Source organism: Clostridium sp. KNHs205 (genome assembly GCF_000702945.1).
Classification (GTDB): Bacteria; Bacillota; Clostridia; order Lachnospirales; family Lachnospiraceae; genus Anaerocolumna.
The window spans coordinates 538209-554773 of record NZ_JNLE01000005.1; the positions used below are offsets into that span (position 1 = coordinate 538209).

General features: G+C 39.0%; 10 protein-coding genes. 2 read left to right on the plus strand and 8 right to left on the minus strand.

Annotated features, from left to right (window positions below; translation table 11 throughout):
- Nucleotides 1-6 precede the first annotated feature (6 nt).
- From BR73_RS0122000 to BR73_RS27815, 5 genes are all read right to left on the minus strand, one after another.
- Nucleotides 7-6123: a glucoamylase family protein gene (locus tag BR73_RS0122000; protein WP_033168023.1), complete on the minus strand. Its 6117-nt coding sequence runs from the start codon at nt 6121-6123 to the stop codon at nt 7-9.
- Between the two features lie 293 nt (nt 6124-6416).
- Nucleotides 6417-6578, minus strand: coding sequence for a hypothetical protein (locus BR73_RS28885; protein WP_156034885.1), 162 nt, complete (start codon nt 6576-6578; stop codon nt 6417-6419).
- Nucleotides 6579-6761: 183 nt separating this feature from the next.
- Nucleotides 6762-7769: a MerR family transcriptional regulator gene (locus BR73_RS0122005; protein WP_033168024.1), complete on the minus strand. Its 1008-nt coding sequence runs from the start codon at nt 7767-7769 to the stop codon at nt 6762-6764.
- Nucleotides 7770-7873: 104 nt separating this feature from the next.
- Complete coding sequence (gene arr / locus BR73_RS29820) at nt 7874-8623, minus strand: NAD(+)--rifampin ADP-ribosyltransferase (protein ID WP_033168025.1); 750 nt, start codon at nt 8621-8623, stop codon at nt 7874-7876.
- 199 nt (nt 8624-8822) lie between these two features.
- Nucleotides 8823-10151, minus strand: a complete 1329-nt coding sequence (locus tag BR73_RS27815; RefSeq protein ID WP_051685487.1) for an FRG domain-containing protein — start codon at nt 10149-10151, stop codon at nt 8823-8825.
- 687 nt (nt 10152-10838) lie between these two features.
- Between BR73_RS27815 and BR73_RS0122020 the strand changes: the two genes are divergently transcribed.
- Together BR73_RS0122020 and BR73_RS0122025 are read left to right on the plus strand one after the other, a co-directional pair.
- Nucleotides 10839-11255: an HTH domain-containing protein gene (locus BR73_RS0122020; RefSeq protein WP_033164931.1), complete on the plus strand. Its 417-nt coding sequence runs from the start codon at nt 10839-10841 to the stop codon at nt 11253-11255.
- Between the two features lie 11 nt (nt 11256-11266).
- A complete protein-coding gene (locus BR73_RS0122025) occupies nt 11267-12283 on the plus strand; it encodes an IS3 family transposase (protein ID WP_033166643.1) in 1017 nt (338 codons plus the stop codon).
- A 323-nt stretch (nt 12284-12606) separates the two neighbouring features.
- Here the strand turns inward: BR73_RS0122025 and BR73_RS27820 are convergent, their stop codons facing one another.
- The 3 genes from BR73_RS27820 to BR73_RS0122040 form a co-directional block, all read right to left on the minus strand.
- Nucleotides 12607-14073 (minus strand): AraC family transcriptional regulator, encoded by a 1467-nt coding sequence (locus BR73_RS27820; protein ID WP_051685488.1) that lies wholly within the window; start codon nt 14071-14073, stop codon nt 12607-12609.
- A gap of 621 nt (nt 14074-14694) precedes the next feature.
- A complete protein-coding gene (locus BR73_RS0122035) occupies nt 14695-15231 on the minus strand; it encodes a MerR family transcriptional regulator (RefSeq protein ID WP_033168026.1) in 537 nt (178 codons plus the stop codon).
- Between the two features lie 72 nt (nt 15232-15303).
- Nucleotides 15304-16524: an MFS transporter gene (locus BR73_RS0122040; protein ID WP_033168027.1), complete on the minus strand. Its 1221-nt coding sequence runs from the start codon at nt 16522-16524 to the stop codon at nt 15304-15306.
- Between the last annotated feature and the right edge of the window lie 41 nt (nt 16525-16565).

The following is a 16565-nucleotide window of genomic DNA, read 5'->3' on the forward strand; positions in this document are numbered from 1 at the left end:
AGAAATTTATTCTTCCAGTAACTCAAACATATTTTCTTTCAGATGGGTAAAGTAAATACCCGTTTTTTCTGAAAATACAACACTTGCAACCGTATACAGCAGATCAATCTCTGCCGGTATCATTTCATAGGTATGCAGCATAAAAAAACTCGGCTTCTCGCTTCCTGAATCATAGATCCGAAGAGAGCTTGTTATATCATTTATTAAGATATCCACTTCCTGAAAATAACCATGCTTGGAATCCAGCAGTATAACCAGATCTACCATAATACGGTTAATTCTCAGATATTCGTAAGCCTTTAAGACGTCCTTTACAATTTTTTCTTCTGCATTGGAACGAACCAATAACAGCAGAATGGGATTATCACCGGATATGCCGAATTTCCATAAGAAGCTCTGATTCTTAAAGTTTCGCCTTATATTTTCAACCGGACCTCTGTAAGCTTTGGCAGTATAGAAAATAGGGCTGATCAGATCCTGAAATGCGTTCAGCTGAAGGTTCGTAATTTCCAGATACTTTAATTCCAGCTCCTTCTGAAGACGGAATTTCTCCAGAATATCATCCACCCGGTAGCTTAGATTAAATTCCCCGGCGATTTTTACTGCCTCCTCTTTGCTGCCACATACTCCGGTTATAAATGATATACAGGCGGTTTCACCCGGCCCTATGCATAGCTGTGCCCGCAGGCTCATAATCGGATCATTGCAAAAGCCGGAATTATTGAAAAAAGCAATACTGCTAACAACGGAATCCGGATTCTCCAGGGTATTGTTTCTTCCGATAAAACGCTTTCTGTCATTTTCGTACTCTACCTTTTTACAAAGCTTCGCTCCTGTTCTGACCATATGCATAAGATAAGGATTATCGTCCTCTTTCTTTCGCCTTCTTTTAGAGAGGAAGATTTCCTGTTCTTCCAGATACTCACTTTCCAAAAAGAGCTTATTAAAAGCAGGATGGCTTAATTCTGCCGGATGGGTATCATCCACCACCTCCAGGTAACTGGTCACCTCCAAACGTTTTTCCTCATTACTGTGATTGGTAAAGGTAACCTTTCGGATTTCAAAATCCCGGTCCGCATCCAGGCTCACAATCATATGGGTTGTGATATCCCCATCCCTGCGTTTGTATTCTGCCTGGTTCGGCGAGAATATCACCTGATAATCCTCCGGCTCTGTTCTGGTGGGATGATAAGTGGTGCTCCAAACCCTTCCCTTATTCATATCCTTGATATAAATATAATTACCTGTATTTGCATAAATATCAGATCGGAAGCGATATAGCATCCTGTCTTCATATTTACTAAAACCATCTCCATCAGAGGTAATCATCAGTGAATACTTGCCGTTTGACAGATAATTTACAAGGGGTGGATTCATGGCTACACTGTTCACATATCGGTTACTGTAAGTAACTTCTTTAAACAGTGGTTTACCAATTTTTATGGTGTATCCATGCTTGGCAATGGAAATCAGATGGGACTGGCGTTTTTCCTCCAGCAGGACTTCTGTTGCTTTTATCATCATCTCTGCGTGAAATCTCTCCCGTAGAATTCCCTCATTGAGATAGTTATTAATGGCAGCCAGATTCATCCCCTGATGATGTGCCATATAGGATTTCACAATACAATAAGGTGTCATATCCACGGAATTCGGTACGTTAAAATCCACCGCCTCATAAAAACCGTAATCGCTGAAAGCTCCTAATTCCTTCAACCGCCTGAGATTCGTCATACATTCTTCTTCAGCGATATCCAGCGCCAGCATGGTTGCATAAGGAGCAACCACCAGGGAATTCCTGCGGACCGGCTGAAGTCTTATCTTCGGAACACCGAAGGCCTGGTACTGGTAATTGGAATTTAAATCAAAACGGTAATACTGGGATTCAGATATTCCCCAGGGTATCCTGGTTTCCTCCGCATACTTTCTATGCTGAAGCACTGCTGCCCTTGAGGTCTGTGCATAAACAGAGCCTTCATACTCCTTAAATACGATATTCGGCATCAGATATTCAAACATGGTACCGCTCCAGGATACAAAGCACGGAATTCCCCCTACGAGCGTCAGCGGCCTTCCAAGTTTATACCAATGCTTTAGTGGAACTTCCCCTTTCGCTATCGCAAGAAGACTTGTAAGTGCACATTCTGATGCCATAAGGTCATAACAGCCTTCATCCAGCATATGAGAGGATACGTGGTATCCGATATGAAAGAGAGCTCTCTTATCATTAAATAAACAGTGGAAATCAACATTTGTCAAAAGGTATTCTATTTTATTACTGAGTACATTAATACGGTTAAGCATGTTATTGGCAAATTTATTGTCCTTCGCTGCAATGCAGCGAAGGGTAGAACAGGAAGAAAAGCTCTCTTCCTTCAGCTTTAACCCGGAGGCTTCATTGACTATGCTGTCAATGGTACTCATTAACTGCCTGGTATAGCGGTAATCTCCAGGTGGAACAAGCTCCTTATCGTTTAAATCTTCCCAGATATCCGCAATATCCTCCACCAGCTCACTTATACTTGTATATCTGTCCTTAAGCTCGTAACCGGCAGTAGCACCTGTTCTTTGCTGGATTTCCTCGTTGCTTCTTCTTAGCGCAACTTTTAGTTCAGATAATAAACAGTCCGGATAAACCGGCTTATCGGCCTGTTCCAGCAAACCATTCTTCAAGGCAACCAGGTGTCCGAAAAAGTTACCGCTGTCTACCGTTGATATATAGGCAGGATTAAGTACCTCCAAGGTTTCGACGTGATACCAATTATAGAGATGCCCTTTCCATTTCTCCAATTTATAGACCGTTTCCATCAGATGTTCTGCGGCCTCCAGGGTAGAGCTCAGAGTTTCAAACCCCAAATCCCTGGCTGAGAGAATAGCCAGAAATTGAAGACCGATGTTGGTAGGCGAGGTTTTGTCACTGATTTTTGGAACCATCCCAATCTGACAATTATCCGGGCAGAGCCAGTTATTTTTCCCCGTAGAAAGGTCCTTAAAGAACTGCCAGGTTCTGCGTGCAGTATCCAGCACCATTTCCTTATCCTGTGCATTATCCCCCTGATGTGCTTTCTTCTCCGGCTGACTGATCCGATAAGAGAGCTCAAAAGCAAAGCTCCAGTCAAGAAGCAGAATTATTGCCAGAATAATTCCCGCCGGATTTAATAATCCCGCAAATAAAATTATCAAAAGCACAAATACCGGCAGAAAATTACTCCACATGGTAAGGAAATATCCTTTTCTGGTATTGATAATAGAGCTGTCCACTGCTTCCGCTGTATTCCAGCGAAGCAGATTTTTTTTGCTGATACAGATCCGGTAGAGAGTCCTTACAATTGCATCCGATGCAACATAAGCTCTGTAGGGAGTGATTGTAAACTCCAGAAAGGTCCTCTCTGCCATGGTTACAAGCTCCTTCAAAAAATCTTTATAGATAAGAGCAAGGTTCGGCCGGAGAAATTTCTGGGTAATTACTGCAATCAATAAAATAATCAAACTAAATACATCGCTAAAGAAAACAAAGGGAATAAAAAGGTAAAATGCTTCTCCCATCCATGCCAGATTCAGCAAAATAAACAGTATCTTACTCAGAGGCACCAGACTTCGTCTCAGGTTATCAAAGATCTTCCATTTTGACAGCGGGCTTAAACCTCTTCCGTCCCCAGTTTTCCTTATAAACAGCCAGGGCAGGAGCTGCCAGTCTCCTCGCAGCCATCTGTGTTCTCTTTTGGTAAAGGATAAAACGCTGTTGGGAAAGGTGTCCATAATCTTAGCTGCACTGGAAAAAGCTGTTCGTGCGTAGCAGCTTTCAAAAAGGTCATGGCTAAGAATCCGATTCTCCGGTACCTTATTATGAAGCAGCTCGTGAAAAGCTTTTATATCATAAACACCTTTTCCGGTATAGATACCTTCACCGAAGATATCCTGGTAAATGTCTGATATTACAGTTCCGTAATGGTCAAGTCCAGATTCCCCGCCAAAGATTTTTGTAAACCTGCTGCCGTTCTTACCTACGATATGATTCCTTACCGAGGGCTGAATGATGACATAACCCTCCTTTACCTTCCTGCCTGAGGTATCAAGAATTGGTTTATTCAAAGGATGGTCAATGAGTCCAACCAGCTTTGCAGCATTGTCACGAAGCAGATTCGTATCAGCATCAAGTGTAATCACATACCGGAAGGTGGTAAGCAGCTCCTTATCACAATAAATTGAAGTAAAGGTGGTATTCTCCTTACCCGCTCCAATTAAAAGGTTATTAAACTCCTCCAGCTTTCCTCTCTTGCGCTCCCATCCCATATAGCAGTTCTCCGCTTCATTCCATTTCCGGCAGCGAAAGAACAGGGAAAAGCGCTGCCGCTCCGATGGATAACGCTCATTCAGCTCCTTCATCCGTGCAACAAGAGCATTCTGGATTACCTCATCCTTTTGCATTACCTCTTCCTGAGAATCCTCAAAATCAAGCAGCAAGGCGAAGAAAAGATTGGGCTGCCCATTTGCCAGATAATGCTTCTCAAGCCGTTCCATATACGTAAGGCCCTGTTCCTTGTTTGAGACTATGACCGGCATGACTACAAAGGTTCTTGCCTCCTCTGGTATTTCCTTCAGATAGTCCAGGGAAGGAATCTTCCTGACCTTTATTCTTCGGGTAAAAATAAAATTTATAATCTCTATTGAAATTCCTATAAGCAACGGCATAACCACCAACAGGGTAATAATCTGGCGGCTGACGCTTGTAAGTCCGCCAAGTTCCCGGAATGCATAGAGCAGGCAGACACTCAGTGCAAGAGTTACTAGGAACAGGGAAAGAAAATAAAGGAAACCTTTAAAATTCCTCCTTTTCCTGATAGCAGTGGGGATTGGTTTATCTAATATCTTTGCTTTCAAAAGCGGATAACCCTTACCCAAAAGATAGGCACCCACGTGATGTGAACAATGCAGATCCTCTCTTCCCTGAACTGCCAGTTCCAGGCAATCCTTTGCTATCTTCTCTTCCAGCAGTCGATAACGGTGTGATAATTTTACAATAACCCCGCGATACATACCTCTGGCTTCTAAATCCATCTTTGAATAGACACCCTCAGGGTCCTGGGACAAAATCTGCTCCAGACAGGAATAATTCTGAAAGAATTTTTCCTCATCCACTTCATTGATATCCCTCAGACTGACAATTAAAGTACGTATTTTAGACTCAAGGAAGGCTTCTACCCTTCCTTCCTCCAGGATTAAATCGGAAATTTTCACCTGTTTTTCCAAGGAAGCAAAATGATATTCCAGGTATCTTTGAAGGGAAGTCTCATCAAAGGAGATATTTTTCAGCAGGTACATTACATGTGCATGGAAAGAGTAATTCAGCTTCAGATTCTCTTCTATATCACAAAGCAATGCCGCTATATCAGCTGCAGCTTGATTGTCTTCTAATTTATCCCTTAAAAAATCTTCTGCCTTCGACTTCACATCGATGATAGAAAGAATTTCATCTGCAATTACAATGATTTCTTCAAGAAGACAAAAGCCCAGTACTTCCGGTAAAACCCAGATTTCCTTGTCTGTAAGCGGTAGTTTTTGCTGATAAGCTGTTAACATAACGGAAATATTTTCTTCACTTAAATGGCCGCCGGAAAGAGCAACCATCCTCTTGGCCACAATATAAATGCGGGGAAAATTATGATATTCCTTTCCCTTTAGGACCGGCAACACAGCATAGCTCGTTCCGGAGGTACGCACTTTTTTAATTTCCCGGTACATCATCTGAAAATTGTCAAAGAGCCAGCGTGCTGCCGGAATCAATGCAATGATATCCGTGGATAAGGCAGAAATTCTGTTCCTGATTTTATTCAGTTTTTTATAGGCAATCTGGTTGTAATCGTTAAGAACAAAGCTGTAACCGGTTAGTTTGACCTGACTATGGTCTTCTGCCAGCTTAAGCATCTGCTGCTCCCAATCCTTTGGTCCCGTGTTATCTCCTTCTCCCAGGGAATAGGCTGGGAAATTCACTTTCTTACCAAAATGATTAAATCGGTTATAAAGCATTAATAGAACAAAACAGATTAATGCAACCAGTATCAATAAAATAACCTGCCGTAACGGCGAATGTATATAAAAATTAATTCCATACAATAAGACCAGCAATGAAAGCTCCTCCTTAATTAAGAAATCTTCAGACAAGATGCTTGTCTTCTCACAGATCCTCTGTTTTTTCAAAAAAATAGCACAATATTTTATTATAGCATTTATTTAAGATTTTATTTATTTTCTGCCAGATATATAAAATTTATGCAGTGTAAGTCGTACTGAAGTCGTTGCAAAAAAAATATCTCCAACCACAGTAACACGTGATTGAAGATATTTCGAAATATTTTGAAGTTATTTTTGAATTTATTTTGGTGATATTTATAATATAAATAATATGTTTTATACTTTTCCTATTGAGATATTTTATCGGATCTTGTAAATTCCAGGCCTATATTTTTATGCTTTTTTTCAACTTTACCTGATCCAATCTTTTTTTCGGCTTGTAAGTAACCGCCTTTGGTTTTTTTCTCTTCTATAAATTTTTTCATTTTTTCCATATCGTTTATTGACATTTTGTATCCACCTTTCAATTCTAAACCAATTTTTACATGCTTTAGCAACACAACAGGTTACTGTCATTTATGCAAAGCAGTAATGGAGCACAGCATTTAATAATATATTATCCAGCTAAAATCTATTATCACACAAACTTCTTATAGTTTCAACACAATTTGGTATTGACATAGTTAGGTTATTTACTTTTCTCTGATTGGCAGCAAAAGATCAAGTTGTAAATAACTCATTTCTGCATTGTGCTTTTGGATAAAATTATAAAGATTCAAGGTTTCTTCAAAACCTTGTCCATTACCTGTCTCGGCCGATTCCCATCTGGGAGATGCCCAGTCATTCTCGTATCTATCACTTGCATTAACCCATTCCTTCAGCCTCCGCCAATCCTGGAAGTCCCATGCCCTTAACACATGAGCAGCATATAATCCACCGATGAACTCTCTTTTTACTAACGGTGCAGGTATTTCCATATTGTCGGGAACGGACACCCACGCTTCATGCCCATTCAAATTTTCTCCTGATTTTCCTGAGCCTTCTATGTAGTCAAAATCGAAACCTCTTGCGTCGGGCTTAATTTTTAGCAGCCCGCTCTCTTTTATAAACTTATTCACTAAGTCCGATGCTTTGTCTACACAGTCTTCACCCGTAGCAAAACCGGCGGCCACAGTCATTGGCGGCAAGTATACAATCCGTACATCCTTATCCTCCAGTTTCATTAATTCTTCATTTGCTTTGTTCAATTCTTCCATTGATAAACTCTCCCTCGTTTCTTTGATTTGATTATCAGAAAAAGAAAGAGAGCTTATAACGGAGAATACAGCTTCATCACCGAGGAGCTTTAAATTAACATCAGCTTTTTCATTGATTTCCTCAATAAAACGCATTAATATGGATTTAACAGTAGACAGCGCGGTAATTTCGCCGTCTATTTCACTTATGTTTTGCCTGAAAATCTCAACAGCTTCCGCTGCATCATTATTGTTAAGTATACTTACAATTTGCTTTACGGGAACCCGCAGCTTACGCAATACAATGATTTGCCGCAAACGGCTTATGCCCGTTTCATCATAGAGCCGGTAAGCATAATCTTCTTTTCGCAGACTTTGAATTAATCCTACCTGCTCATAATAACGTAACATTCTTGTAGAAATCCCATAATCTCTTGACACCTGGCTGATTGTTTGTAATTCCATATCATAACCTCGTTTCTTTTTTATTTTTATTATAAAGTGCGACACGGTGTCAGAGTCAAAGGTTTCCAATAATATTTAGAGTAATCAATCTGTAAGAAATGCCTTCAATTAATAATTTCACCTTTATTATTGGCCAACCTTTCACGCCAATTACGAAGTTCTTCTGGTGTCTGTCGCAACCATTCTGTTACTTCACCGACAATTTTCAGGGGTTCTTGAGAACGATAGGAATGTGTGGGATTGCCGGGAAATTTCTTGTCTGTTACATTGGGATCATTTTCAAATTCACCCAGTGGTTCAACAACATAAACACGTTCTCTTCCATCTCCTCTTGCCAAAGCGGCAGCAAGTCCGGCTCCGTTTAATATGGCTGTGAAATAGATATGATTCATTTTAAGTTCAGGCTTATAATTAGAAATTCCACCTGGTGTAAGCATATCACCAATCTGCAAATCCGCTTTTGTCCCATGATAAAAGGGCCCTTTGTCATTGTGTTTTAACTTACTGGATTTGGATAAATCCTCATTTCTCCGAGCCTCCTCAAAATCCCCTAAGTCGTGATAGCATTGGGCAATATTTGAATATAATGATGGCAGCGCACTAATAACAGTTATTTCATTTACCTTTAATGCAAGCTGCAAAGCCTCTTCTAACCATTTTAATCTATCTGAGACATTTTTTTGGTGCCGGCTGACATAATAAGCAGCAAAAAATCTTTCAAAATCGTCTGTTGCTTCCGTCCAGGCTTTCTGAAACAATAGAGCTGCTTCTTCCGCTTTTTTGTTTTCTTCCATAATCATCCCCTGGAGGCAGAGCTTGATAATATTATTATTCGGATCGAATTGAGCATTCATCTTATTTACCTCTTTCTTATTAAAACATTTAATTATTTCAAACATTATAACACATCATAATTAAAATAATTCATAAGCAGGAATATGGATACCGCTACAATTTTACTGTTTATTATATCTTGCTTAACTATTGCCTTTGATGAACTGAACAGATTGGGTTGTGTCAAAATCCTAAGCCTACCTGACTCAATCTAATACCCTACAATTCGTTCGTATGATTTTTTATGTAATCCGCAACATCATCGATTTCTGGATATATTCTTGCTTTATTTATTCCCAAGGAGTTCAATTGCTTCTGTATTTTATCTTTTGAGCCAATAACACAGACTATCTTTTTGCCATCTATATCTTTTGCTCTCAAATCTGTTATGGAATTCCTTGTTTCAGTTCCATAGATTTCCTCCAATAAACCGCAAATGATAAATGCACCTTCCTGCCTGTCAATTCTCCTGTTATTACGGGATGGAATAACAACAACACTTTTGCTTAGATCTTCAGGCAGAACTTCATCCTTGAAGCCGGGCCGTTCTAATCGTACTTCTTGAACCAGGCGTGTTATCCTTTTGTTAAAGGTATCCAAAGTCAAGGTTTTATCCTTGGATGCGAAATAAAAATCTCTCTGTACCGTATTTGTAAAAAGCGGTAATGAAGCTAATAATGCCACCGTATCACTTTGCGGATACTTGATATTATCTTTATCTATTGAAAAAAGGATTACCTCTCCTGAGTAGGTATCACGGCTTTCACATGCAAAATATAAGGCAATCAGCGGATTTTGTGTAATATCCAATAATCTCGTGGGTAATCCATAATGCTGCATTTCAGCCAATGTCTCCAGGTGATTTTTCATGCGGGAAAAATCATCCGGGCAATTGATCTGTAATTCCTGATACATCTTTTTTTCATTATGCAGCCATTCTTCCTTACGAAAAATTGATGGCAACAATCTATAAGATATGTCACTATGTCCTCTGAAAAAGACTTTTTTCTCCGGCATTCTGATCTCATCCAGTAAATCCACATAATTTGATATAGACCTTATGACTCGCAAATCAACCGTATTAAAATCAAAAATGATACCTCCGGAAATTCTTAGATCCAAATCACTGCTTAAAAAATTCCCGGTAAACTCATATAGATACTTCTTCCAGGACTCAAACATCCCCTGGGTTCTTTGACTGCGCTCTTCGTATGTGGGTATCGTTCGATAAATATAATATACAATTGCAAACATACTATAATAATTCAATTGTTTTATATCCAAAGCTTCTTTCTCTAAAACAGCTAAAAGTCTCTTTTTGGCTTCCACTATGGTTTTAGGATATATTCGCTTAAACAGGCTTGCCAATGGTGAATTTATCTTGGCTAATTCAAAAGCAATTTCTTCCCTCTTTAATTGCGGTCTGTTAAACACTGAATTCATATCGCAATATCCTTCAGCCATTAATTTTTCAAAACAAATCTTTTTTAACGCTTCCTGTACAATGACATTATTACTCAGATCTTCATCAAAAAAGAAGAAAGGCATTCTTTTACTCCCCTTGCACTTTTATTTTTTTATTTTCTTATAATTCGTATAATAACATATACTTTTCCAAGTTCTCGTTAAGCATATATCCTCCATCCATTATATACCAGAATTTAACAAGTTTCAAAGGATTAAGCTGTTTTTCTACAGAAAAATATCCGACTGTTTTCTATAGAAAAAGAGCTGTTACATTAAATAGTACTGCTAAAAGATGGCCCCTGACTTTTCTTTACACACCGACCTCAAAATACCAGTCAATTTCATGCTGTAATCGGACAGAATTGTTCGATTTTAGCACACGAAGTCGGCAATCTGTCTTCCAGACAGAGCAGTAAAGGAAAGCCATCGGGAGTCTTACAGCCTTACAATTAATATGCAACAGCTCTCATGCTTACTTTTATAATTTCTTTATTATCTTTACTTAATAACTTTATTTGATATCTTTATCTTCATTTCTGTATTTGATATCTTTATTTGATTTTTCTATATCTTTATCTGATTTCTTTATCTATAATCTTTATCTATAATGTACCCATAACCGTGGACACTTTATTTAGTGAAGACCTGTCTTTCAGACATCCTTACTAAATATATCCTTAATTATGGACACTGTGCATTTATTGTTTCCTTTTTCTTGGACACATCCTTTTGTTCATGGTATTCTTAATTCAGATCAGGAGGAATATCATGAGCAGAAAGCAGTTTACCGATGAGCAAATGCAGCTACTACGTCAGAATCCATATACTCACAGCGTTACTAGGACTCGATTATCCTTTACCAAAAAGTTTAAAGAAATCTTCCACGCTGAATACCAAGCAGGAGAATTTCCGAGGCAGATTCTAATAGATCATGGTTATGATCCTGAACTCCTTGGCAACCGGATAGGGGGCATTGCTAACCGCATTCAGGAACAATACAAAAAGCACGGTGGGTTTCACCAAGGTTACGCTTCTCACAGATTGATAAAATCAAATACATCGACATCGGATAAACCCACATCTGAAAAAGATGAATTAATGCAGCTCAGGCATGAAGTTGATTATCTGAAACAGGAAGTTGAGTTTTTAAAAAAAATTTCCTCAATCAGAACTACAAAGAAGTAGGTGCTTGGCTTATGAACGATTCTTCCTGTGTTTTCGAAATCATCTACAGTACGATGCAGCTAAGCAATAATTCTCTTTCTGTTAAGGAGCTTTGCTCCATAGCAAATGTGTCGCGGAGTGGTTTTTATGCCTGGGTAAAAGCAGCTCCCACTCGTGAACTTCAGGAACAAAAGGATCACGAAGATTTCGATCTGATCCTGCTTGCCTACAAGATGCATGGCTATACCAAAGGAGCCAGAGGCATCTATATGGCATTAATACATATGGATCCGCCGGTAATCATGAATCTTAAAAAGATTCGAAGGTTGATGGATAAATTTCATCTCTCCTGTCCTTACCGTGGCCCTAATCCTTATAAAAGAATGGCGAAGGCTCTAAAAACCAGCTCTGTCGCAGATAACCTTCTTCAGCGTGAGTTCGAATGTTATGGTCAAAGAATGGTTTTGTTAACTGATATAACCTATCTCCCCTATAACAGAACCTTTGCTTATCTATCTACTATCCTGGATGCTTTCACCAAGCAGATACTTTCCTATGTGCTGAGTGACTCTCTGGAAGTGGATTTCGTAGTTGAAACAATTAACAAACTGGTTGATGATCATGGAATTTCACTACATGCAGAAACCATTGTCCACAGTGATCAAGGTTGTCACTACACTAGCCACAGTTTTATAAATATCCTTTATGACAAAAAGCTTCGGCAATCAATGTCACGTCGCGGCAACTGTTGGGATAATGCCCCACAGGAAAGCTTCTTCGGACATATGAAGGATCACATCAAAGCAAAACTTATTGGATGCACCGAGTTTGCCGAAGTCCAAGTCATCATTGATAACTACATGGATTTTTACAACAATCGGCGCTATCAATGGAATCTTGCAAAGCTTGCACCGAATGAGTTTTACAAATTTGTTACCACTGGCGAATATCCATTGGATGTTTTAAACGTGCCTGCCTTGCCGTCTATAGCTAAGAAACCGGAGGAACTTGGAGTCAAAGCAGAACTAAAAGATACTAAAAACCAATAAATTTCATAGAATACCATGGCATCATAGGGGCTGTATCTAAAACTGTGGATACTCCCCACAATACAGTGTATAAAATCAAGGTACTAGTTAAGTGAAAGTGTCCAAAAATTAGGTGCCTTTCTTTTTTTAAATGTCCTTGACAAGGGGTACAGTTCACTTTTATTTGATTTCTTTTATTTGATATGTTTATTTCATTTCCCTATTTCATATCTTTTTCTGATATCGTTATCTTGTTAATTATAACGCATAATGATATGAAATTTGCTCTGCTTTCTTACAATGCATTGGTTAAGCATCCCAAAGGCTTCTTTTTCAAAAACTTATTAAAATTCCGCGCTAAACATATAAGCGGTGCTGTATTTGTCACAACCCTCTGGAAATACTTCTGCTGTCCAGTATTTATCCGGATATGGAATCAGTACTCCTTGGCCAAGCATAATATTTCTGGTGACATCATACATGGCATCACTGTCATACCCTTCCCTTGCGTGCATTGCCTCCATATCACCAGTGAAGGTGGCATATGCAAACTGGGATATATAGGGCAGACCCGCCTTGCCATTGTTATGGGGAACGAAATCGAAAAAGAGAAAACCATCCGGCACAGGGGTTTCCGCCTTCATAAACCGTCCCCAGACACCATGCCAAGGACCAACATCCACACCTAACCCATTATGATGCATGAACAAAACATCATAGGAAAAGTCTGATTTATACTCGTCCATACTGTCCAGCACGCCAAATATTTTCTTACGGGCTTCCAGACTATTCATTTCCTCGCCTTCCCATCCAATAAAGCGCATGGCTGGCGTCTTCCTGTATTCAAAACTTTCTACTGCGAAATCCTTTTGCTGCCTTGCAACCATATCCGGCATAAACAACGCCCACTGAACTCCTGCATCACAATCTTTCAGGAAATTAATGTAGCCAAACAACTCTACACTATCCGTACCGGAAGGGCCGGTTTTATTTCCTGCAATCTGCTCCCGTATTCCACGTTCCTTCATGGTTGAAAAATCATTAAATACTTTTTCTACTACCTCTTTCAGCCTCTTGTCGGCAGCCTGCCCAGACAGCTCCTCATCAAATCGATCCAATGCTTTGAACACCGCCTGGTTAACCACACCGGAAGGCTCTAATACCGACAGATATGTCCGAAGCTGGGCATTCTGCTCTTTGAACCGTGCAAATACACCTTGTATTAAGATTTGCTCATTTTCTGTGAGTTTTTCATCACTCCATTGAGAATCATCCAGTATCCATTCGGTCAGTGCATCAAAAACGCCGGGATTTTGACCTCTTGCTTTTGCTGCCCAGGTAACAATACTTTTGTATTTCTCCATATCAGTCAATTTCTCGCCATTTTCCCCCTGCACGTCGCACCAGTAAAACTCGTCAATCAGATTACGTGACATTTCAAATCCTCCTTGAATGGTAATGTTAATGGAAAGCGGCTGAAACAGTTTTACCTTACCCGGCTGCACTTTTGATGGCGGTATCCCGTGAAACCTTGTAAATGCTTTGGAGAAGCTCTCCTGGGTATCATATTGATATCGCATAGCTACATCAATTATTCTGCTGTCTGGCTGCAGTAAATCGAAAGCTGCCAAACTCAAACGTCTGTTACGAATATACTCCCCGACTGTCATACCGATTACAACATGAAAAATAAGTTGAAAATGTGAGCTGGATGTAAAGGCCTGGTGTGATACATCCTCAATGTTAATATCGTCGGTCAAGTGATTTTCAATGTAATTAATAGCTCTCGTTAAGCTTTGTATCCAATTCATAAGCCGCCTCCTTTCCAATGAGAATTATATAAAATCAGTAATCGAAAAGTCATGTCTTAAAATACGATGTTGTGTCAGCACAAACTTCATCTATTTCAGCTGCTTCATTTTTGTTAATTGCTTTGTATATTTTAAAGTACATTAGACCTCCATGAAATATATGAGGGTTGATATATAGTCACCCCATCGGAATCAACCTCCCCATTTTTATACAGAAGTTACAACAAAACAATTGCAAAAATCAACATATTACTGATCTATCCTTACTTATTTTATTATCACAGATACTCTCCCTTTTGTAATTAGCTGAACTTGGTAGCTTACATTCAGTATACATTTGTTTGAATAATGTACCTGTAAAAAATAAAGCACTTAATCGTATCCATTATATACCAGTTATTTGGAGATATCAAAGTGATTATTATTTTTTCTACAGTAAAATGCACCCATTTACCACTGAGTGCATTCCAATTATAATCTATTTTGTTCTATTAAGCCAAAAAAACTGATTCTGTATGATGTGAAGCAACAAAAAAGATGCCGCTTGAACCTGGTGGGACCTTGGTGGCAGAGTATATTTGCATGAAAATACACAGTTACAACAAGTCTTAATCTTACAGGTTACTTTTTGTTCAAGTTTCTATAATGCTCTCTTTGATGGTGTATTTCGTCATCATCAAATCCAAGTAACTCCAGAAGATTTTGATGTTGCAAGGGCGAATGCTTTTCAAATTGGGAATGCCATTCCTCCGCCGTTTCTCTTTTTATGCCTGCCGAATTCAATATTGTCAGCCATGTGCTTTCATCAAGACTCCTTAAATTTTTATACAAAATACTGTTTTCTAATAATTTAATAATTATATTCTGTTGCTTTTTTACTACTTCTATTTCTTTATTCAGCTCTCCCAGCCTCTTCAAAAGCAGTGCGGTAACCTCCAAATTTGCTGCATTTAAAAGATTTGCGATTTCAGCCAACGGAACTCCAGCTTCCCTAAAAAGCATAATTTTACTTAGTCGTTCTGTATCTGCATCACTATACAACCGGTACCCTGCCTTATTCCTTGCAGATGGTTTGAGAAGATCTATTGACTCATAATATAATAACGTACTCCTGGAAATCCCGAATTTGGCTGCAATTTTGCTTATAGATAATTCCATAATTACCTCATCTTTTCTTTATTTAAGTATATTCTGAAACTTTTACCAGGTTAACAGTCGTTTATCTAATCCTTAAACTGAAGCAACAGTACTCTGTCTATTAAGTTTGGATAAAACAAGACCCAGAATTATAATTATAATTCCGCAGAATATCAACAATTGTCCATATTTAAACCAATCTAACAATACTCCGAATATGAGCATTGCGAGCGGATAGGTGAAATTACCCACTGAGCCTATTATGCCGAAGACCCCTCCTGCCATTTCATTCTCAACATTTTTCTGCAGAATCGCGCGATAGCAAGTGCTAATGCCAACAACCGCGGAGCTCATTAAAAAGAATATGAAAAAGTATGGAATAATATCATGGACACCCGAATTGCTGAGAATGCCGAATGCCATATAGATCAGACCGATAAAGCAGATGCCTCCGTACATGAATTTCTTTTCCTTGTTATTTATGCTTATCAAACTTAGTAAAAAACCTGTTAAAATAACACCTATCCCATAAAAGGATTCTATGTATCCCAGGTTTTGTGCCCCGTTCCCCTTCAAAGTTATGGCAAATACCGGCATTATTACCTGGACTGAACCCACAAAAAAGTGCAAAATGGCAACTACTGACACAATTGAAATTATACTCCTTTTACTGAAAACATATATAAAACTATCAAAAATGTTTTCTTTGATCTTTTTCTTAAAATGAGCTTCTTTCAATTCAGGTTTAATGGCAAGCATAGATGCAAGAATGGAAGCTATAAAAAAAGATAAAGCATTAAATGAAAAGACAAAACCATACCCCCACCATGCTGCACAAATCCCCCCCAGCAAAGGCCCTGCAACAAGTGCAATGCCGCCTAAAAACTGACTTTTTGCATTAGCTTCGGTCAGCTCTTCCTTATTCACAATCTGTGGAATTACTGCCTGGACTGTAGGATCAAAGAATGCAGAGCATATGGAAAGTACTACTTCTGCAGCTATGATTATATGCAGATTCAACACTCCTGTATAATATGATACAACTACCGCAGTTACAACAAGTCCCCTGATAATATCGGTACTGACCAGAAGTGTTTTTCTGCTAAAAAAGTCAATAATACCCGCCGAAAGAAAACCTGCCACGATTGCGGGAGCCATGGAGGAAAACAGCACAAGACCCATCATCGAAGGTGAGTGTGTGGTCTGAAGAACCCAGTAAGCAAGCGCAAGCGCATAGAATTTATCACCTATTTGCGATATGAGCTGTCCGCCTAATAAAAGATAAAGATTTTTATTGATATTAATATTTTTCATATTGACCTCCTAATTATTATTGCAAAAAAATCTTGCATATA

Coding starts and splice junctions, on each gene's coding strand:
- BR73_RS28885 (WP_156034885.1), bottom strand. CDS start 6,578: ATGTCAATAAACGATATGGAAAAAATGAAAAAATTTATAGAAGAGAAA.
- BR73_RS0122005 (WP_033168024.1), bottom strand. CDS start 7,769: ATGGAATTACAAACAATCAGCCAGGTGTCAAGAGATTATGGGATTTCT.
- arr (WP_033168025.1), bottom strand. CDS start 8,623: ATGAATGCTCAATTCGATCCGAATAATAATATTATCAAGCTCTGCCTC.
- BR73_RS27815 (WP_051685487.1), bottom strand. CDS start 10,151: ATGCCTTTCTTCTTTTTTGATGAAGATCTGAGTAATAATGTCATTGTA.
- BR73_RS0122020 (WP_033164931.1), top strand. CDS start 10,839: ATGAGCAGAAAGCAGTTTACCGATGAGCAAATGCAGCTACTACGTCAG.
- BR73_RS0122025 (WP_033166643.1), top strand. CDS start 11,267: ATGAACGATTCTTCCTGTGTTTTCGAAATCATCTACAGTACGATGCAG.
- BR73_RS27820 (WP_051685488.1), bottom strand. CDS start 14,073: ATGAATTGGATACAAAGCTTAACGAGAGCTATTAATTACATTGAAAAT.
- BR73_RS0122035 (WP_033168026.1), bottom strand. CDS start 15,231: ATGGAATTATCTATAAGCAAAATTGCAGCCAAATTCGGGATTTCCAGG.
- BR73_RS0122040 (WP_033168027.1), bottom strand. CDS start 16,524: ATGAAAAATATTAATATCAATAAAAATCTTTATCTTTTATTAGGCGGA.